Source organism: Enterobacter cloacae complex sp. 397G4, assembly GCF_050031515.1.
In the GTDB taxonomy this organism is placed as follows: Bacteria; Pseudomonadota; Gammaproteobacteria; order Enterobacterales; family Enterobacteriaceae; genus Enterobacter; species Enterobacter hormaechei_C.
On record NZ_JBLGWE010000002.1, the window covers coordinates 176,312 to 195,861 of the forward strand.

Annotated in this window: 13 protein-coding genes; 8 read left to right on the forward strand and 5 right to left on the reverse strand. The window is 43.5% G+C overall.

The genetic code is table 11. The features are described 5' to 3' along the window. Window positions 1-78: 78 nt before the first annotated feature. From ACQG1Y_RS24520 to ACQG1Y_RS24540, 5 genes are all read right to left on the reverse strand, one after another. A complete protein-coding gene (locus ACQG1Y_RS24520; RefSeq protein WP_045340366.1) occupies window positions 79-4,029 on the reverse strand; it encodes a conjugal transfer protein TraG N-terminal domain-containing protein in 3,951 nt (1,316 codons plus the stop codon). Between the two features lie 8 nt (window positions 4,030-4,037). Beyond that, window positions 4,038-5,453, reverse strand: coding sequence for an IncHI-type conjugal transfer protein TrhH (trhH, locus tag ACQG1Y_RS24525; protein ID WP_001257292.1), 1,416 nt, complete (start codon window positions 5,451-5,453; stop codon window positions 4,038-4,040). After that, window positions 5,443-6,489: a thioredoxin family protein gene (locus tag ACQG1Y_RS24530; protein WP_000196726.1), complete on the reverse strand. Its 1,047-nt coding sequence runs from the start codon at window positions 6,487-6,489 to the stop codon at window positions 5,443-5,445. The genes trhH and ACQG1Y_RS24530 overlap by 11 nt, the downstream gene beginning before the upstream one ends. Before the next feature lie 592 nt (window positions 6,490-7,081). Further along, complete coding sequence (locus ACQG1Y_RS24535) at window positions 7,082-7,594, reverse strand: hypothetical protein (protein ID WP_001140952.1); 513 nt, start codon at window positions 7,592-7,594, stop codon at window positions 7,082-7,084. Between the two features lies 1 nt (window position 7,595). Continuing rightward, a complete protein-coding gene (locus ACQG1Y_RS24540) occupies window positions 7,596-8,396 on the reverse strand; it encodes a hypothetical protein (protein WP_000004208.1) in 801 nt (266 codons plus the stop codon). A gap of 759 nt (window positions 8,397-9,155) precedes the next feature. On the opposite strand from ACQG1Y_RS24540, the gene mobI reads away from it, so the two are divergent. Genes mobI through ACQG1Y_RS24580 form a run of 8 tightly spaced genes read left to right on the forward strand, consistent with a single transcriptional unit; the run spans window position 9,156 to window position 19,298 of the window. Then, entirely contained in the window at window positions 9,156-9,641 is a 486-nt protein-coding gene (gene mobI / locus ACQG1Y_RS24545) for a conjugative transfer protein MobI(A/C) (protein ID WP_000071885.1), read from the forward strand. Beyond that, window positions 9,638-10,375, forward strand: a complete 738-nt coding sequence (locus tag ACQG1Y_RS24550; protein WP_045340452.1) for a hypothetical protein — start codon at window positions 9,638-9,640, stop codon at window positions 10,373-10,375. The genes mobI and ACQG1Y_RS24550 overlap by 4 nt, the downstream gene beginning before the upstream one ends. A 9-nt stretch (window positions 10,376-10,384) precedes the next feature. Further along, window positions 10,385-13,531, forward strand: a complete 3,147-nt coding sequence (gene mobH, locus ACQG1Y_RS24555; protein WP_426737378.1) for a MobH family relaxase — start codon at window positions 10,385-10,387, stop codon at window positions 13,529-13,531. After that, on the forward strand, window positions 13,531-15,615 hold the full coding sequence (traD, locus tag ACQG1Y_RS24560) for a conjugative transfer system coupling protein TraD (RefSeq protein WP_001284076.1): 2,085 nt from the start codon (window positions 13,531-13,533) through the stop codon (window positions 15,613-15,615). Before mobH ends, traD begins: the two co-directional genes overlap by 1 nt. After that, window positions 15,615-16,724, forward strand: coding sequence for a hypothetical protein (locus ACQG1Y_RS24565; protein ID WP_045340447.1), 1,110 nt, complete (start codon window positions 15,615-15,617; stop codon window positions 16,722-16,724). Before traD ends, ACQG1Y_RS24565 begins: the two co-directional genes overlap by 1 nt. Next, complete coding sequence (locus ACQG1Y_RS24570) at window positions 16,711-17,373, forward strand: DUF4400 domain-containing protein (RefSeq protein ID WP_000718549.1); 663 nt, start codon at window positions 16,711-16,713, stop codon at window positions 17,371-17,373. The genes ACQG1Y_RS24565 and ACQG1Y_RS24570 overlap by 14 nt, the downstream gene beginning before the upstream one ends. A gap of 10 nt (window positions 17,374-17,383) precedes the next feature. After that, window positions 17,384-18,565, forward strand: a complete 1,182-nt coding sequence (locus ACQG1Y_RS24575) for a S49 family peptidase (RefSeq protein WP_045340444.1) — start codon at window positions 17,384-17,386, stop codon at window positions 18,563-18,565. A 1-nt stretch (window position 18,566) separates the two neighbouring features. After that, window positions 18,567-19,298, forward strand: coding sequence for a nuclease-related domain-containing protein (locus ACQG1Y_RS24580; RefSeq protein ID WP_045340442.1), 732 nt, complete (start codon window positions 18,567-18,569; stop codon window positions 19,296-19,298). Window positions 19,299-19,550: the final 252 nt, after the last annotated feature.

A 19,550-nucleotide genomic window follows, 5' to 3' on the forward strand; every position in this document is an offset into this window, starting at 1 on the left:
ATACTTTGCGGCCTTAATTGTTTAGCAGTAATTTACAATGAATTGATAGTCATTTCAGGAGGTTATATTCAACCTCCCTTATTTTTTATTTTCATTAAGCCACTGATCCGCTTTATCGACACGTGACTGGTAAGGCTCATTTGTGTTGCTCAGCTCTGACTTCATGTACTGAATGAATTCATCTGCTTTCTGAGGCCCAAAGCGAGGGTCATCCGTCAATTGCTGCCGGATAGCCCTTTCAGAGTTCTGCGCTGCATTCGCATAAGTTGAAACGCCGTCGCTGCTAATACTCTGATACCGGTCACTTACTGCTGCGACACCATCAGACATCTGCATGTGATTAAGGACCTTACCCTGGAGAGAATCAGGCATATTTGCAGGGTTAGAAGCATCATTTGCTATCGATGTCTGGGTTTGAAGGATGCCCGCTCCCGTAAGCATCTCATTTACCGGTTTCGCCCCAACGCTGGTTAGCGTATCCGAAACAAATTGCTGGCCCCCGAGTAGCGCACCAGAAATCGCGCCCCGCTCAGTGTTGGCCTCTATCTTTTCCCCAACCAAGCGATCTGTGACGGTCTGAGTGCGGTTACCAACGAGACCACCGCCCGACCCACCTTCTCCCAGGTTTGCCCGTACGACTGACTCAAGTGAACCATCAGCTCTGTTATGAGTGTTGAAACTGCTATGGATGCTCTTAACGTCATTCATACTCCAGTTAACGTTATAGTTACCCAGTTCATTAAGGATCTTCTGGGTATCCGCTTTGAGCTGCTCTCTTTCGGCACCGGTAGCCATGGTGCTGGCACCATAGGTAAAGACAGCTTGCTGTGCCAATTCAGCTCGCTTATCGTCCCGGCTTAAGTTCGGGTTGTTGGCAACACGACTAAAGTAGTTATCAGTGTTATTAGATAAGCCACGAACTTGCCCGCTCTGATACATACTGTTCAAAGCAGTGGCTCGTTGATCCATTCCATCACCAACCACCCGACCACCGGTAGCCTTTTCCAGATCGTTAAATGTGCCTTCTGCATTTCTGACATCCTGACCCGAATTGACGACTTTCTCTACACCCTGATTATTCAGTACAGGTCCATTCGTTTCGAGAGAATTAAGCACATTCCTTTCTTCATCAGAATAAGTGCGGCCCACGTTGTTGTTATGTATTCCCTGAATATCGCCTTTGCCCGCGTTATCAAGGTTATACGGAGTAAAGCCAGCTTCACTTTTTCCAGGGACACGCTGTGTCGCGTCCTGAGCGTTGGAGGAAAGACCGAGTTTAGCCTGCGAATCTACACTTCCACCCAGTTCCCCTACGCGTGACGCACTCATCACGCCAGACGTATTTACGCTGTCAGGAGTTCTATCCTGTGCCTGAGTGATAGTATTAATTCCTGACCCGTCGCCTGAAATTCTGTCGAGCTGATTGGTGATAGGTAGCAGCTGCTGTGCATTACCACCGAAGTCGGAAACCAGACTTTTAAGCAGGCTGGAGGTTTCACGGAGATCCTGTTTATTACTTTCTGCCGTCTCTCCCCGGGCGGTATCAATCGCAATTTTTTGCTCACTGAAATCTCGTGTTGCAGCCACAAGCGCGTCAGTACGTTGAAGCTGCGATCCAAGCTGATTACTGGCCTTGAAGGTATCGTTATAGGAGTTGAATTTCTCCATAAACGCATTCTCATCCAGCCCATTCTTACGAGCAAAATTCCTTACATCATCATCACTGAAGTTTTTGTTGCGAATAGAATCGGAGAACCTGTCCAGGTTAATGCTTTGTTTGGAGTCGAGGCTCATCCCGCTATTGGAACTGGCGTTAGTCGATACCGATGTGGAAATGTTCTGTGCCATCGTCTGTGTCGCCTGGTTCATTTTCGACGATGCTTCTTTAAACGCATTAGTATTGGCTATCTGATCGCTGCTTACCTGAGACGCCGCTTTACTGAACTGGTCAGTTAACGCAGAATCCTGGCTCAACTGATTCGAAATCGCTTTTGAAAGGTCATTTGACAGCGAGTCACTACCCGTATTGGTTTTAACACCACCGCTACTTAACTGCCCAGATATTGCTGCTTTCATACCGCCGTCTTTGCCAGTACCACCACCACCAAGTCCCGCGTTCAACACTACATTTGATGCAATACTGGCAAGTTGAGACGCATTCACTCCATGCTTCGCTGCTACCCCTTCAGCTACAGAGGCACCGATCTTGTCGGAGATCTGTTTCATCGTTTGCAGATTAGTAGAGAATTGTTGGCTGGACTGACCTGAACGGCCAAGCTCGCTCATCTGACTGTATCCTGCCTGGAACGAATTACTCGCCGCACTCATAACTGATGAAGTAACAGCTGAGCCCTGACCCTGGCTATTAGCAATGCTTGAACCAGCATTCCACATACCAAGGCGGAAATTACTTGAATCAACTGCGCCGCCATCGCTGTATCCCTGACCGGTACTGGTTAAGGCGGTTCGAGTCACGTCACCAAATGAAGATTTACCGCTGTTGGGGCCATCCCATACTTTGGGCGTTACATGACCAGTATCCACCGGCGCATCGGGGGTCACTCCCTTTACCGCATTCATCATCGGGTGAATAGACTGTGTCATCAGGAATAATGTGAGTACCGGAATCAGAGCATAAAGCGCGGAAGCAACAGACAGGTATGAACTGTAAGTTTCCGCAAGCCCTGGGAGCCCCATCCACGTGACGGCATTATTCTGGCTGTTGAGGGTGCTCCAGGTATCCAAGTCGGCCGTCGCGACTTTCTTCACATACGCGTTGACCATTACTGCCGTAAGCGGCCACATATTCACGAAGAGGATAAGTTGCAAATATTTCGCCGCAGCGGCAACACCATTACCACCTAACGCCAGCAGCATAAGCAAAGCAAATGGAGCAACCATATAAGCAAACATTTCAAGGAATGCGATTGCTGCTCCCGACAGTTGTAACCACAACTGGCCCTGTGAAGCCATTGTGTTGGTTCGCTTCAGAGAAGCCTCAAACAACTGCATATCGGAAGCCAGACCGAGTGGGGTCTTATATTTGCTTGCGCCATTTCTGAGCTCATTCATTATGAACAGGTTCAGGGTGGCGTCATACGAACCAATAGCCTTACCGTACATACCATTTGCTGACGCCATAACATCAGTAAAACTTGCGCCGGTAGGTGCACCATTTGCTTCGTCTGGAGTAAGGATGCCGTTTGTCTGTCCTATAAGGGAAATAGTCTGGCGAGCTTCAGCTGTACTGGTAACCTGTTTCACAGTTGACCAGACCTCATCACACGTACCAGTTTTTGAACCGTTAGCGCCAACAATACTGGCAGAGGCATTCTTCAGTGCGCCTTTCATCGCCTGATTAATCCGGTCCATGCTATCTGCCAGATTAGCTGAGAAAATATCGTTAAAAATAGTTTCTTTACCGGCAATATTTGCGCTTGAGTTTTGGGTAGCCTTCAGGCAGTTGTATGCAAGAGACTGAACGGTAGCACATACGTTCATTGGCCCTAGCCCGCTGGCCGGTTCAGGAAATGCGGAACAGTAGCCCTGGCTATCGCCGCCCCATTGCAAAAACTTCACGAATCGGATCATCGGACCGAGGGTGATGTCATCGTCCAGAGTTGTTGCAGACAGGTCCACCGGAGAAAGCGGATCAAACGCTGTTTTATAATCCTTCAGCAAACCCTGGCTTAAGTTAGTGGTGACGGTGGCCATCGCAGCAATAAAAATTGGAATTCCGTCGACGTTTCTGACCTCTCCCGACTTTACAGATTCAATAGTTACATCCACTCGAACCATTGCCATCATGAAAAGGATCAACCCCAAAAACCATGAGAAAAACGGTAATTCATTTTTGGTCGGAGCCTGGAGCCATAGCCACGTTTTATAGAATAGGCTCACACCTGCTACAACGGCGGCCGTGGTCAGGAACTCTTTTACACCAGTATATTGAGAAAAGATTAGGGCAATACCGGTAAAAGCCGACCAGACAAAATCAATATCACCCAGGGTATATATGTTGTAATCCATGTCAGACCTCAGTTACGTGTGCCACGAATACTTTCAGTGAAAGCCTTCCGTTGCAGGCGACGGTTATCCCAGGTTGAAATGACGTCCGAGCTGGTACCGACCTGGCTGTGCGATAGCTCATAGGCGGCTTTAACCTGTTTTGAGAGATTGTCTGTTAATCGGTTGAGATCATCCCTTTTACCCGACAGCGACTCACTCGGTATGCTCATGGTTGAAATTTTGGCCTCAACCTGGCGCAACATATTGATTACGAGGCTCGTCGCAGCAATAGTGCTTATGTCCTGAATGTATGCGTACCCTTCCGGTGCTTCGAATGTTTGCAAAGAGTCGATAATGGTCGGGATGCCGATATAGGAGATAATGCGTAATTCATCATCTGAAACACGAACGTCGTTGATGATTTTTTTCTGTACGTTTAAAAGAAGATCAGAAATGGTATCCTTCAATCCCTTAAAACCACCGTCATTAACTTCTGACATGACAAGGCACTGAGCCTTTCGTGGGGATGATGGATCTGGTGCCGGAGAACACTTGAGCATTTTAATTGATCCGCCAGCTGGTGGCCCCATGATGTAATCCGTGACAGTCATGGTAGACGGGCGGACTTCCATTCCCGCTTTTTCGCCTTTGCTATCCCAGTTGATAATGACAGTACCCACGAGAGACATAAGTTGTTCTGCCAGTTTATAACCGGATAACTCCGTTACCCCTCCGATGTTCATTGTTCCCTTATCAATATCCATGAACGACATATAGAAGAGGTTACCACTGAATTTTTCAGCGAACTCTTCGGGATCCTTTGCTTTAACCTGAGAAGTGACAGCTTCAGGTGACTTAGTCATCGATGAGCCAAAATCAGGAATGAGACCATTAATCGATCCCAGAATTGAGGCTGGTCCAGAGCTAACTGAGTTAGCGAACTGGCTTGGCGTACCCACGTTTTCAGAAAGGAAAGAGTAAGTTGCATTGCATGAATCTTTCGCAAATTTATTTAGCGCTTGCAGTTTGTTTTGGATGTCATTAATCGTTGCAGCACAGTCAGCACAGATAGCTGAAACAGCAACGTTAAAAGCATAGATAGCCGCACCCTGGGCAATACCACGGGCCACCTGCACAAGCTGGTCCCCGTTGATCATGCTGAAGGACCCAAGAAAAACGTCAATACCGTTACAACCGACAGAAGCTTTTGGAAACGACATGGAAACAAGGTTGGTATTAACGTTTGTTGTTCGGTAAGACATTGACCCGCCAACTATGCCTGTACGGGTTGCTGTGGAAAAGGTGGCCGGGCTGGTAGACGTCATCATGCCATTGAAAATGTTACGCATTGCGTTGTCTGCATTTGCAGTCGGGGCTAAAATTGCAGCACAAACAGAAAGAGACAAAAGTAACTTTTTGAAGTTGAAAACGGCATTACTGCGCATAAGTGCCTCCAAAACTGCCGCCAGCATTGAGATAATTGACCGGATCGGCCGTAGGCATGTCATAGCCTTCGAGTTTTTGGTCCATTATTTTTTGAAGTAGGAATGGGTCTGATTCCATTTCGGATTTATTGACGGTAATAACGCCATCATCACCGATGGTATATTGCCTTTTAATATCTAGAGTTGACTGGAACGAAGCGTCATCGATCAGATTCATGCCCTTCGCAGCAAGTATAATAGTGTTCTTTAATTCATCAGCGGAGATCATGCCTTCACTAATGCGCTGAGCTGATGTCCCATCCTTTGAAACCAGGAAAATTGTAGGTACCTCTCGAATTTTAAATTGATCAATAATTTGTGCATTGGGGATGTTAAAATCCTGAAAAAGGCCATTATGCAATGGCCTTCCATCCATACTGATTGGAAGAATATCTACCGAATAATAGTTCTGCATAAATTGAAGTATTTGGCTTTCTTCGTGGCAAAACTGGCAAGTACTCTGGAAAAAGAAAAATAAACCTGACTTAGTAAAGATATCTTTCATTACCGTTTGCTGATTTTTTTCAACAACAGTGCGGTGAGCATCCAGTGCCACCTTTTCCACTGGTTGCCTGCGTTTTTCAGACATCATCGGGTTTTTAAGAAAATAATCTTTTGATTTGTCAGAAAAACGCGTACTGATATCAAGCATTAACCTTTGCGCCGTGTAATAACGTGATAGATTTTCTGCGGTAGGGTTATCCATTGCCTGCGTTAACAGTCGAGGCATATTCTCTTTTAGCCATTTTGAATTTAAATCTACCTTTTCCTCTTTTGAAGGCGAGCTAGCAGCACCGGTTGGTGGCAAAACCTCTTCTTCTTCAGCTTCGCTTTTTTTAGCAGGATCGTCATACCAGAAGAAACCCTTCTTATAAGCCTGGCCTGATACAAAGGGCGTATCTTTTATTAGGGGTTGCTCAGGGCTGGCGTGGGCACCAGTAATTACCAAAGACATAAGCAAAACCATCTTTGAAGGCGCTAATGCAATACGAGTCATAGACCGTTCTCCTTTTCTGATGCGGTTATGATGGCATACAAAAAAAAGGTTAGAGCTCGTATAGCATGGTCGTTTTTATGTTGAAAAGGACGGAAAAGGAGTGCTGACTAAGAAGATAGTCTCGGTGATGGAAAGATCATCCATCTTGCACATTGTCAAAAATCCGGTGTAACAAAAACATGGTTTTATCGAATATCTAAAAGCAAATATTGCTTTGAAAACAGGTGTATTTAGAGCTGAAAAAAATCATCACCAGTAATGCTTTTTCTATATTTCAAAGAAGGAATAGCTAAGGATCAAAGAAGCGAACTTAGGCGAGAATATAAAATATATTAATTGAAAGCGATTAAGAAGTCGTCATGCAGAGAAGGTTTTAGAGAACCTAAGTAGTTTTACGTTTTCAACAGAAAAAAAGGTGCACATTTTTGAAACGAAGAAAAACTGAATAAAGAAAAATCAAATTATATCTTTACTTGTCAAGAGTTGATATTTAAGTTGTAACTAATATTTGATTGTAAAGCAAATAACAGAATTTAACTTAAGTCAATATTTAGATTCAGACAAGGCAAGTTTCGCGATATCTTTTTTAAATTTAATCTAATTCTTCTTGAGAATACCTCTCTATGGCTGAAGCAGTTGAAGATAATCTGCAACGTGGACAATGAGCATCATTTGTCACTGGCACAATGTATGGGCGTTTACATTTTTCGCAGGCACCTAGTTCTTCAATTTCTTTCATAGAAGTAAGGATTTCTATTATTTTATTAACTTCCGGTGCGCATACAAAGTATCCCAGATTATGAAGGACACTCATTATTCGGTTGAAGTCAATTTGCCGAAAACTCGCTTCCGGATTTATTGGATCAAAACCAAAATAGTTAACTGCGACATCAATAACAGCAGAAAAGGCTCGGCGGTTATCTGTACGTTTGCTCCAGCCCCGGATACCTTTTTTGAGTTTTGTTTTTGCACCAGGCTCAAAATCGATATTTTCAGCAACATGATTACCGTACAAAATTCGTATTGTATTTTTATTTGCCCCAAGCGACATAGTTCTTGCTGCTCGCAATAGAGCATTAGCTTTTGTTTGATCGACCTTTGCCATATCAATAATCCTTTAACATAACTTTATTTGTTAAAGTGTTGAACACATCCTGACGGTGACTGGTGAACATAGTGTCATAACGTAATAGTTCCATCAAATCATCACTAACTTTTCCTAACCGGATGTCAGCAGACAATTCATAAGCCCAGGCAAAAACTTTCGTTTTAAGTGAAACACTCTCTTCAATATGCCCTTGTGAGAAAGCAATTGTACGTGGGAAAAGAACGACATCGTTAATTGTTTTTAACGATGAATAACCAATGTCTTTAATAGCATCAGCTGTAGTTGGTTTTAAACCAAAGAAAATACTTACAAACTCTGGTGCGAGCATTGAGATAAAGAACACCTGCATAAAGTAGTCATTCTGTATATCAACACATTTAGAACGCAACTCATGAATCTTCTTGGGATTATAGATATCCACTGTACCATTCAGAAAAGTCACTTTTTCACCGGCATCGTAAATACCATAGTCAATATCATTTGTATCATATTCACGAATTACATTGGAATCACCGTCCAAGACCGCAGAAAAAAACCTCTCCCATGTAATTTCCTTTCCGAGTGTACGCGGAACCAAAAAACTACCTGGACGTGTTTCCACTTCAAAAGCTAAATCAGCGGCTGTACTAAATCCTTTCCCAAATAGGCGACGCTGGAGAAGAGGAGTCCCAGTTTGATATGCAGAAGATCCATGCACAGGCAATAACATTAAAAATGCACGGTAACTACGAATAAGCGAAATCTCAGTGCGGAAAAGTTTACCGAGTAAGCTACGAGTTAAATTATCAGATTCTGACATGTGCTGATTGTCCTTGCGCCATTACAATTGTTCAAATCTTCAACATGGATTTTTTGTTAGGTGTTCGGTAGGGTGAAAAGTAACTTTTAGTATTTTCTTAAGGCTTGAATATGCCTTAAATCTATCCCTTCAACCACACCGCTTACTTGTAACACTTTTTAACCAAACTAACCAGAATTTTATCAAAAATTCCTGCGCATGCTAACGAAATGTGAAGCGATTAAAAAAAAACCTAAATCCAGCCCCTCCCAACGTTGGATTAGAATAACGACGTCTTTCACTGACCGTCATAAACTGACATTTTTACTTTTCATCAACCTCATGCTTACATAGGATCACTAAACAAAGAAAAGTGACCCTATGAATGCCTCACATAGGGTCACTTATGTTTGAAAAGTGACCCTATGTAATGTCGTCATAGGGTCACTTTTTATAAAAGTGTCACTATGGACAAAGTTCCATAGGGTCATTTTTTTTGGAAAAGTGGCACTAGATATATGTATAACTTTAATAGAGCAATGCACATTATCAAAAGCAATAATCCACAATGGTCATTCCCTCAAAAGTAACTTTAGGGGGTAGCGATGGAAGTGAGGCTAAACGCGCTGTTACTGTTTCTGAAGGCCCCTTCCGAATGGGGGAAACAGCGAGTGCATTACATCTGTTCAATTCCCTCATCAAAGAGCATTCAAAAATCTTCTGTTCGTGAAAAAAAACGGAAATTTCCTCCGGTATAGTAATTTCACATCAGGAGGCGTCATGAGTAATTCGAATCTTATAAGTTCTATAGAGCTAACACGTAAAAATTTACGTGCTCAGATTGAAGGTTTGCGTGTTGAGGCTGAAGATCTCATTACAAAATACTGGATCAAGTGGAAGGAACGAAACCACCAAGAGATTAACCTTACCCGACATAGCAAAGTTCCAAAGAGGGAGTATCTGGGTTCTTACGCACCAAAAGTTGAGCTAATTGGTAATGCCAGAAAAGTAACGATCACTTGGCATCAGTTCAGCCCTTATAAAACAAGAGCGCCTAGCCACATGTCAAAACGGGTGCAACCAATGAAAAGTGGAAAATATTCTAAGAACTGTTTTGTAAACCATGCCAGCTGGGAATACGAAATGATTTCTGAAACGGAAGCATTGCTGGAGCCTTACAGAGAAATGCTTGAGCTCTATCATTCAGCATATATCGAACTTGGACGAAAAATCCGTCAATACTCAAAAACTAAGGTGGCACAATGACCGACGCAATTATCACGGACAATGAGCGTATTAACATTGAACCAAAAGATGTAATGGTAAAAGGTTCAAATAAAAAGCAAGGCGTAAACGCTCAAACTTCTACTCAACGTAGACCAGAGCACCAGGGTATGGCCAAAGTTATTATTATCCCTGGTACCCCAGACTTTAACCGGTTTTTAACTGCCAGAAATGGAGCAGTCATCAGAGGTTTTGATGATGTGAGTATCGCTATTTCCTCTCTCTTTAAAACGGTTGATGCAGTTAAACATCCTGACCTTGTTCAGGCTATTCAGGATTGGTTCAACGAGCTGCATGAAGAAAACAATAAGATGAAAGAAAATCTTGTTGCTTATATTAAGTCAATTGAGTTCGACAAGAATGACTCATTCATGTCATCAACTCAGTTTGTACCTTTCAGTTTTGAACCAGTACAACTCAACTTCAATAACCACAACACCATGAGGTTTTACAAGTACATTTTCGAGATGAACCAGCTCATGAACACAATGTATGAGTACAACTCATTGGGTTTACTGGCTGTAAGCGACTATCCGGTTATGTCTCACAACATTATAAAGAGTATTAATTTATATGTTGAGAATGTGAAAAAGACTCTGAATGTTTCTCGCCGTAAGGATGGGCCATACAGTCCAGCAGAGTTCATCACCAAAGTAATGCAATATAAAAGTGTGCAGGCATACATTGCAGCCGAACTGTCAGGCAAACGTCGATAAGGTATGATGATGAATTTCAGGGCGCTGTATTTATGTATTAAACGGATTTTGGGGATATTCTCATCTCAGGAGAATGATGCAACCTCTGTAATGATTGAGGATATATCAAGCCTCTCTCCTTTTGCGCAGATTCTAGGAGATCAGAAGTACACTGTTCCTGATCATCCAAATCCAGAAGTCCTGAAATTCATCGAGTATCCAACTCGTCCGACGGGCATACAGACATTTAATGAACAGTCAATCCTGTCTCTGTATCGGGAAAAGCTGCACTCAATTTCAATGATGTTAGCTATCAGCGATAGCGACATCAGGGACGATGCATATACATTTACTAATTTAGTATTAAAGCCCTTGGTTGAATATGTTCGCTGGATACATCTTTTGCCAGCTTCCGAAAATCATCATCATAATGGTATTGGTGGGTTACTTTCTCACAGCCTGGAAGTGGCCATACTCTCTTTAAAAAATGCGCATCACTCAGAACTGAGACCAATCGGATATCAAGATGAAGAAGTAGTCCGTAGAAAAGTATATCTATATGCTGCGTTTATCTGTGGTTTAGTCCATGATGCCGGAAAGGTTTACGATCTCGATATTGTAAGCCTGAATTTAGCAAGTCCGATCATTTGGACGCCAAGCTCACAAAGTCTTCTTGACTGGGCACGTGAAAATGACGTGGTTGAATACGAAATCCACTGGCGAAAGCGTATTCATAATCAACATAATATCTGGTCCAGCGTTTTCCTTGAGCGAATCCTAAACCCGGTATGTCTTGCATTTTTGGATCGGGTAAATAAAGAACGTGTTTATTCAAAAATGATCACCGCCCTAAACGTTTATACTGATGGGAATGACTTTTTGTCTAAATGCGTGAGGACCGCTGATTTCTATTCTACTGGTACAGACCTTAATGTTTTACGTGACCCTATCATGGGTCTGCGTTCTAATGATGCAGCAGCAAGGGCCATTAGTACCATCAAGCACAACTTTACCAGTATCAATATCAACAATTACAATACTAAGCCTATGCACATCATTATCGTAAATGGTGAGGTATACCTTAACGAGAACGCATTCCTTGATTTTGTTCTCAATGATTTCGAATTACATAAATATAACTTCCCTCAGGGAGAGGCTGGTAAGACGGTATTGGTAGAATCCCTAGTTCAACGTGGTTACGTCGAGCCCTATGATGATGAGCGTGTCGTTCACTACTTCATTCCGGGTATCTATTCGGAAAACGAAATATCAAACATCTTTAGAAATGGAATAGGGAAACTAGAATTCTATAACCTTCTTAAGCTAAGGTGGATTGGTTTAATCTTTGATTCCTATAAAATCCCTGACTCAGTGCCGGGTCTTTTTAGCGTTAATGCCAATAAAGACTTTATTTACATTGACGAGCAAAAAACAGTTACTGAATACAGAAGACCAGTGCCCGGTCGGGACGCTATAACTAAAATTACTGATACTGTTGAGACGGCTGTTCTTAAGGTTAATGATTTAGGCCGCTCCTCTGCCTCTATTGATGTTGATATACATTCTAAGAAAAATGAAGGCTCATCCGACGATTTTGAGAAGAAAGCCGAAAGTGATAATGAAATTGATAATGACACGCAGATAGTTAAATCTGAGGGTGAGGAAGCAGCTGATCCTGTCATTCCTGATATAGAAGAAAGTGAAGATGAATCGGCAAAGGACACGGAATCCCATGTCCTGGTCAACCAACTTCATGAACTCCTTTTAAGCGCTCCACTTTCCAATGACTATATAGTGTGTGTTGATGCTGTCCCCTACCTCAACATAGATGCCACTATGGCATTGCTGCCGGGATTAGATGAAAAAGCATTCAGTGAAGAGCCCTATTTCCAACTGACATTCAGAGAAGGCTCTCTCGATGGAATGTGGATAGTAAGGGACATTGACGATCTGCGTTTAGTCCAGCTCGGCGATAACTGCGCTGGGTTCCAGCTCACCTATCATGAGCCAAGAAGGCCAACAACTTTAAAGTCACTTTTCAATACTTCTATGTATCAGGCATTAGTGATTAATGATGAGTCTTCTGTTGAAAACTCTGCCCCACGTCCAAAGCAAACGCTTGAGCTGCCTCCCCCACGTGTAAATGCAGTCGAAGAACATTCTGGCGACGTGGAATATCATGGAACCGATAGTGCATCCGCGACTGGTCCGCTGAAAACTGAGGCTGTGGAATATGAACATTATCAACATCTTTTTGAGGAAGAAGATGAAGAGCATGAGATCATTGATTATACCGATTTCACACAGCTTAGTGTTTCTCGGCCAGAAGTCGGTAGTTGTGCAACAAGCTCTTCGGTCCATAATGAAAAGCTTCTCCCCGAGCCGTCAGAATTACCAGAACTTAACCGAGAACAGAACGCTGATCCCCAGGGTACGATTGAACGCTCTATGGATGTTTCTGTAGGACAAGAAAACTCAGAACCAGATACTGAGGGTAACTGCCCACCACCAGCTGAAGTTGTGTATTCCCAGACCGAAGCAGCCGCAACCAGTATGATGGCAAGTGAAGAGCCCGCCTTACCTCCTTTACTTGAAGAATCAAATGGAGAGCATGCGCCCACAGACGCTAAGGGGCATCATCTTTCGCCAGCACTGGCCAGACTGTTCGCCCCAACAGCACCGGTAGAAAAACAAAATCCCAAGCGCAACCGGAATAAATCATCGGACAAAGCAGAAGTACAAAAACCAGCACCACCTGTTTCTGGTCACAATCTGAACAGTAAAGTCTTTGCAACTACTGAATCAGACCAAAATGGTGAATTCTCGCTTATAAGCGAAGGTGACGTTACAGAGCTTGAATTTGTAGAAATTGCGTTAGTACTGCATCAAATTCTGTCCAAAATGGAGGTGGCGTTTAAAAGAAAGCGCAAAAACAGATTTATGGTAAGTACTCCTAATACTCTCTATCTGACCCAATCTTGCGTGGAAAAATTTGGGTCGCAGTTAGAGGCTCAAGATCTTTTCAATAAGCTTCCTCAGTACCTCGTTAATTCTGGTGCTGTGATCAATACAAAATGCCATGCATTTAACATGCCTACTTTGCTGGCCGCATCAGACCGGGCGAAAGTGGACATTGAACGAATTATCAATAACCTGAAAGAGGCTGGGAACGTATAATGTCAGATTCGAAGAGGACTAACCTCCATGCACAAGAGAATTTTTATCGGCCTATTCTTGAGTATCGTAGTGCCTCAATACTTTTGATTTGTTCGGTTTCTATGCTTTATATGGGACTTTCTTCAGACGGACTGGACATCGCCCCAATAGTTCTGTTCACCTCAATATTGCTTTTTTTGCTGTGCCTTTATCGTTGCAAAACAGCAGCGCCATTCTTGATGGCTCATTGGCGTGTATTCAAGCGACATTTCATGTTCGTTAGTCTTGATTCACTGCGAGTAATTAACAAAAGTAACTTTTTCTCCAATGAGCGAAAGTATCGTCAACTGGTTCAGGATTATCAAAATAAAAATAAGGATATACCCGAGCGAAAGTCCTATTTTTGTGATGGGTTTGAGTGGGGCCCGGAACATGCGGATCGGGCATATCAAATAGCTAACCTCTCCAGTGATAAACGTGAGATCGAGTTGCCATTCGTCTTCAACCCAATTAAGAGACATTTTGACGCAATGGCTCGTAAGATGGGCGGCAGCAATGCAATTTTTGCTGTGGAACGTAGGGAACCCATATTTGTAACTGAAGACAATTGGTTTGGTCATACTCTGATAACCGGAAACGTGGGTACCGGGAAAACGGTGCTACAGCGTTTACTAAGCATTAGCATGCTTCATCTTGGTCATGTTGTTGTTGTCATAGATCCAAAGAACGATGCAGAGTGGCGAGAATCTCTAATGGAAGAGGCTAAGACCCTCGGTCTTCCTTTCTATAAATTTCATCCTGGCCAGCCAGCATCTTCGGTCTGTATTGATGTCTGCAACACCTATACTAATGTTTCTGACCTAACATCTCGTCTTTTGAGCTTGGTGACAGTTCCCGGTGAGGTTAACCCATTCGTTCAGTATGCCAAGGCTCTCGTTTCCAATGTGATTTCCGGGCTTTCTTACATAGAGAAAAAGCCTTCTATTTATCTGATTCACAAGAACATGAAAAGCCACATGTCTATTGTGAATCTTACAGTCAAGGTAATGGAGTCATGTTACGCGAGATATTATGGTTACGATGTCTGGACCGAAAAAGTTAAGTACGTCGCTAACGAGACCTTGCCGGTACGTTTCAAGCGTCTCGCTGAATGGTTTACGGCTCATTTCATGAATTACGAGGGGTCCGAACAAATAGACTGGTTAGATACTGTTTCCCAGCTTATTGATTACTCAATGTCCGACCCAGAGCATATGGCTAAAATGACCGCAGGTATTATGCCTGTTTTCGATATGCTCATTGAAAAACCTTTAAATGAGCTTTTATCTCCTAACCCGAACTCAGTATCATCAAGAGAAATTGTAACAAGCGAAGGGATGTTCAGCACTGGCGGGGTGCTATACATTTCGCTTGATGGCCTTTCAAACCCCGATACAGCAGCTGCTATTTCTCAATTAATAATGTCAGATCTGACCTCCTGTGCTGGTAGTCGCTACAACGCTCAGGATGGTGATATGTCAGCTAATTCCAGGATAAGTATTTTTGTTGATGAGGCACACTCAGCCATTAACAACCCTATGATTAACCTTCTGGCGCAGGGTCGTGCAGCGAAAATTGCACTGTTTATTTGCACCCAAACCATCTCCGACTTTATTGCTGCGGCAAGTGTTGAAACTGCCAATCGAATTACGGGGCTCTGCAACAATTATATAAGCTTGCGAGTCAACGATACTCCTACTCAGACGCTTGTTGTAGAGAACTTTGGTAAGAGTGCGATAAGCACAAATATGGTCACTTATACGACCGGTTCAGAAACATCTTTGCCGCATAATAACTTCTCAGGTTCAATCTCAGAAAGAAAGCAGACAACCTTAGAAGAGAGTATTCCAAAGGATCTCTTGGGTCAGGTCCCTATGTTTCACATAGTTGCCAGGCTTCAAGATGGCAGGAAGGTTGTAGGCCAAATCCCTATTGCTGTTGCTGAGAAACAAATGAAGCCAAACACAACTCTGTCGGAAATGCTTTTCAAGAAGGCCGGAAAAGTTACTTTGCGTCAAAATCTCGATATCAAAAATCTTAATAAATTTCTAAGGAAGTTGCATTGATGGATGAAAAAATTGTCCTGACGCGCCAGCAAATTTTAAGCTCTGCACTAAAAGTCAGCAAATGTCGCTCGCTCGTAAAAAGGCGCTTTCAGTCTTTGGGTTTAAAGTACGCAGATTCTCAGGAAGTTCGAGATCGGCTAACTAAGATAGAAAAAAACGCGTTTCATCATTTGGGAAAATTTTGTCAGAGCAACGATATCGATTCCCTATTCTCCATGGCAAATACCCTGTCTGAGCTTTTCCTTTTAAAGGGAGAGTTGATCACGACTGATCCCTTTGGGGACCGTGAAACCAGCTACTGGTCGGTACCACAAGGTTCATGCCATGAATGGATTCAATCGCTGACCACCAGCGAAGGTCCTGAACGTAAATTCGTTAGTTTCCGTATTTCTTTCGATAACAATGACGAACGGTGTGATCTTGTAAAAAAGAATGCCCGTATGCTTGGTTGTTATCTTTTGCCCTATTTCGTCGATTTGACACGCACGGTGGGCGCATTCATTAATTTGCCAGGTAGTGTCTCATTTAAACAAGTACAGCGTATCAAACCCCAGATTCATCCAGAAACAACACATAGTCATATAGTTACTATTGAGGACTCTCCCTTTCTTTCTCGGTTAAAATTTAAAATCATTACTGCCATAGATCAGCTTCCTGACCCTAATGGCCTTTATACAAACACCTTTAACAGCATTATTGACCGTGCACTGCTGACTCATCTCAAAACCGAACAGGAAAAAATAGATAGTCCAAGAGTCTGCAAAAATGTGATTTCGGCTTTTGCCGACTCAACTCTTTCTCTGCCGGTGTTTAACATCGGCCTAAACGAGCAGTACAGATACTGGACGCCGTGGGGCATCAACTTTATAGAATTTTCCCGCCAGGCCGCAAAAGCAAGGACCGCTGTATTTGTTCCTGATGTGGGACAGATCGAGTGGAAAAGCGCAGAGCATAAAGAACTGGCGGAGTTAAGCCTCATCGTCCAAATCATACCTAAACAGTACCACTGGCTCCTGGGTATCCCGACGATGTGGCGTAACAACTATTGCAATCACGATCAGAGGCTAGCTCTTTTTCGTGAATGGAGGGAAAGCAATGGCTGCGGATAATACAAGCAGAGCAGCAGTGCTCAGAACAATGCTTTTTTTTGGCATGGTCATTTATTTTGGTTACAGCTTGGCTTTCCAGAATACTGAGGAGCTCAAATATCAGATTACTCAGGAGGTTAATGCAAGCCGGTCCATCATATCAAATGACCGTTGGAAGTCTGTTATTGCAAATAGTGAAGCGACTTTAAATTGGTTGGTACATGACTATAAGTTAATTGACTATCTGAATACTATTCTGATCCCTGACACCAAAAAACCAGCCAGAGGTATTAACATTGTTGCTGAAAAATTTACCTCTATTAATTACACTATGGCCAAAAACATACCCCTCTTACTTTATCAGTCCATTTTCCGGTGGAACTTAATCCTGGGGTGGCTAATCGTTTTTCTGCCCTATCTATTTGCCATGCTAGCAGATGGAATGTACCAGTGGAAATTGAAGAGGTACGTATTTGGTAAGGTTACAGTTCAGTTTTATCGTATTTGGTTTCGAGCATTTTGGGTGATCAGTGCTTTAACGATGGTCTACCTGGTCATGCCGAATATGTCACTATTTAACAATATCGCTCAACTTTTCCCACCAGTCGCTTTATTGATACTGGGAATTGCATTGAATCGCTTGTGGTCTAACTTTCAAAAACTCATGTAAAGGTGGTCAGATGTTAAGCAGTAAAAAAAGGAAGTCCCCTACAAATATCAAAGAATCGCTCAATGATAACGCTGACCGTTTTTATAAGATGTTTCGCATTCATACCACGGCAAAAGTTGCTATGTCGCTAATTGCCATGACCGCTGTAGGGTTTTCTTTCTACAATCTTTACGAACAATGGCAGGACGCTGAAGGGAAGAAAGACCATATAGCTGTAATACGGATTTCTGGCGAGATGGGTACCGGCTCGGAAACGGGCGATGGAACAGTGATCGCAACAGCTCTTGCCAAAGCTTACAATAATCCCCATGCCAAAGCAGTTATTATCGAGGCAGAGTCAGGAGGTGGTGGTCCCTCTGACGCCATTATTATTTACCGCCAGATAAACGCGCTTAAAAACCACCAGCCACAGATTGAACGCGTATCAGATGCCGGTGGCTCTCTTTCATCTGAAGCCGCTGACAAGAGTAACAAAACCGGGAGCACAGAACGTGGCGATGAAGCACGGTCGAAGCAAAACTCCCTCGAAGTACTCTCCAGCGGTACCGGTCGTTTTTTCTCTGATATCGCAGACTCATATAAACCAATCATCGTTAGTGTGAAAGGCATATGCGCATCCGCATGCTATTACGCGGTATCGCCCGCTGATGCAATTTATGCCGACAGTAATGCCCTGATCGGTTCTATCGGTGTGCGTATGGACCACTGGAATCTGTCAGAGATCATGAGCACAGTAGGCGTCAAGAATGAGCCCCTTACGGCCGGTGAGTTCAAAGATGCTCTTGACCCCTTCCACCCATTGTCCGATTCAACGAGGGAGTTCATGCAGAAGGAGATCCTGAACACGATGCATGAAAAATTTATAACTGATGTTGAACTTGGACGGGGTAAAAAGCTTCTCTCGCGTCATGATGCCGATGCTGTTTCTCTCTATTCAGGCCGTGTATGGCCAACACCTCAGGCAGTTAAGTACGGCCTGGTGGATGGAGATCTTACGTCAGTAGAGATCCGTACACGTCTTTCAAAAATGTACTCCACTGACACGTTCAAAAACTACAATGAGCCTCATCGTAATCTCCGTTCTGCACTCGGCATGCTGATGAGCCTGTCTTCAAATATTGAGAGCCTTACCGGTACCACTACCCGCCTGGTAGAATCTGTTAATGCCACCAGCTACCCCTCTGTGAGGTAACATGGATGCTTTCAATCTGCTGTGGAGCATTACGGGGGTAGCTTTCATTATCCTTATTTTCGTCGTGTTGCTGTGTCTGTTGGGTTTTATGACCTCTGCCATAGCGGAACGGCGGACTGCAAAGGCAATTGAATCTGGGCTTCCTGAAGAAGCTCAGGGGCTACTTAGTGATCTCACCTTTCAGTTGTCGGCTCATAGCACAACGCAGGTTGATCACATTCTCGTAGCCCCACATGGTATATACGTCATAGAGCAGAAAAATTACGTAGGCAAGCTCTACGGTACTCTGGAGGAAAGCCACTGGCGGAAATGGACTCAGTCCCGAACCCTCAAGTTGCAGAATCCGTTTAAGCAAAACCAGGGGCACATCAGGGCTATTCAGTCTGCTCTTAAGGCTAGAGAACTGGAATGTATCAATGTCGTCATCATAAACGGACGTTGTAAGTTTGATGGCATCAAGCCGGAATGGTTATGTATGGGGATGGACGATTTTATCCATAAAGTCAAACAACGACGAGGGCTACGGTTGTTCTCACCGGAGTCTGTTCAGCACATCTGTTCGGTGTTGAAGTCAACAAGGAAGTCGCCAGGGCTCTATACGGACCTTACTCATATTCACAACATAACGACAAAGTACAAAGCCCCGATGAAATTCGAGCAACGAGTAACATACATTCTGCTCAACTTTATCCATTATCTGTGGGCAAGTCTGTTCACTAAGCAGAAGCCTTAGCGCTCTATCATTGGTAAGGCTGTAAAATGTCTGCAAAAGGCCCCATCGGTAAATTGTTGGGGCTTTTTCTTTGCGTAGTTCTGATACGGTTTATCCTGTGGAGCATTATGGCCACCAGCCAGCTGGTGACTGGCCAACGCTTTGTATGACGTAGCCTACTCAGGGCAAGCTATTTTAGAGGGACCGATTTTTATCCGGGCTAATTTAGAAAGAGATAATTTGAACTTAGGCGGGCTGACCACCAGCAGAGAG

Bases quoted from the DNA above. Each gene is read 5' to 3' on its own strand.
- ACQG1Y_RS24540 (WP_000004208.1), bottom strand. From the start codon at position 8,396: ATGTCAGAATCTGATAATTTAACTCGTAGCTTACTCGGTAAACTTTTC.
- ACQG1Y_RS24570 (WP_000718549.1), top strand. From the start codon at position 16,711: ATGGCTGCGGATAATACAAGCAGAGCAGCAGTGCTCAGAACAATGCTT.
- ACQG1Y_RS24530 (WP_000196726.1), bottom strand. From the start codon at position 6,489: ATGACTCGTATTGCATTAGCGCCTTCAAAGATGGTTTTGCTTATGTCT.
- mobI (WP_000071885.1), top strand. From the start codon at position 9,156: ATGAGTAATTCGAATCTTATAAGTTCTATAGAGCTAACACGTAAAAAT.
- traD (WP_001284076.1), top strand. From the start codon at position 13,531: ATGTCAGATTCGAAGAGGACTAACCTCCATGCACAAGAGAATTTTTAT.
- ACQG1Y_RS24575 (WP_045340444.1), top strand. From the start codon at position 17,384: ATGTTAAGCAGTAAAAAAAGGAAGTCCCCTACAAATATCAAAGAATCG.
- ACQG1Y_RS24565 (WP_045340447.1), top strand. From the start codon at position 15,615: ATGGATGAAAAAATTGTCCTGACGCGCCAGCAAATTTTAAGCTCTGCA.
- ACQG1Y_RS24550 (WP_045340452.1), top strand. From the start codon at position 9,638: ATGACCGACGCAATTATCACGGACAATGAGCGTATTAACATTGAACCA.
- mobH (WP_426737378.1), top strand. From the start codon at position 10,385: ATGAATTTCAGGGCGCTGTATTTATGTATTAAACGGATTTTGGGGATA.
- trhH (WP_001257292.1), bottom strand. From the start codon at position 5,453: ATGCGCAGTAATGCCGTTTTCAACTTCAAAAAGTTACTTTTGTCTCTT.
- ACQG1Y_RS24520 (WP_045340366.1), bottom strand. From the start codon at position 4,029: ATGGATTACAACATATATACCCTGGGTGATATTGATTTTGTCTGGTCG.
- ACQG1Y_RS24580 (WP_045340442.1), top strand. From the start codon at position 18,567: ATGGATGCTTTCAATCTGCTGTGGAGCATTACGGGGGTAGCTTTCATT.
- ACQG1Y_RS24535 (WP_001140952.1), bottom strand. From the start codon at position 7,594: ATGGCAAAGGTCGATCAAACAAAAGCTAATGCTCTATTGCGAGCAGCA.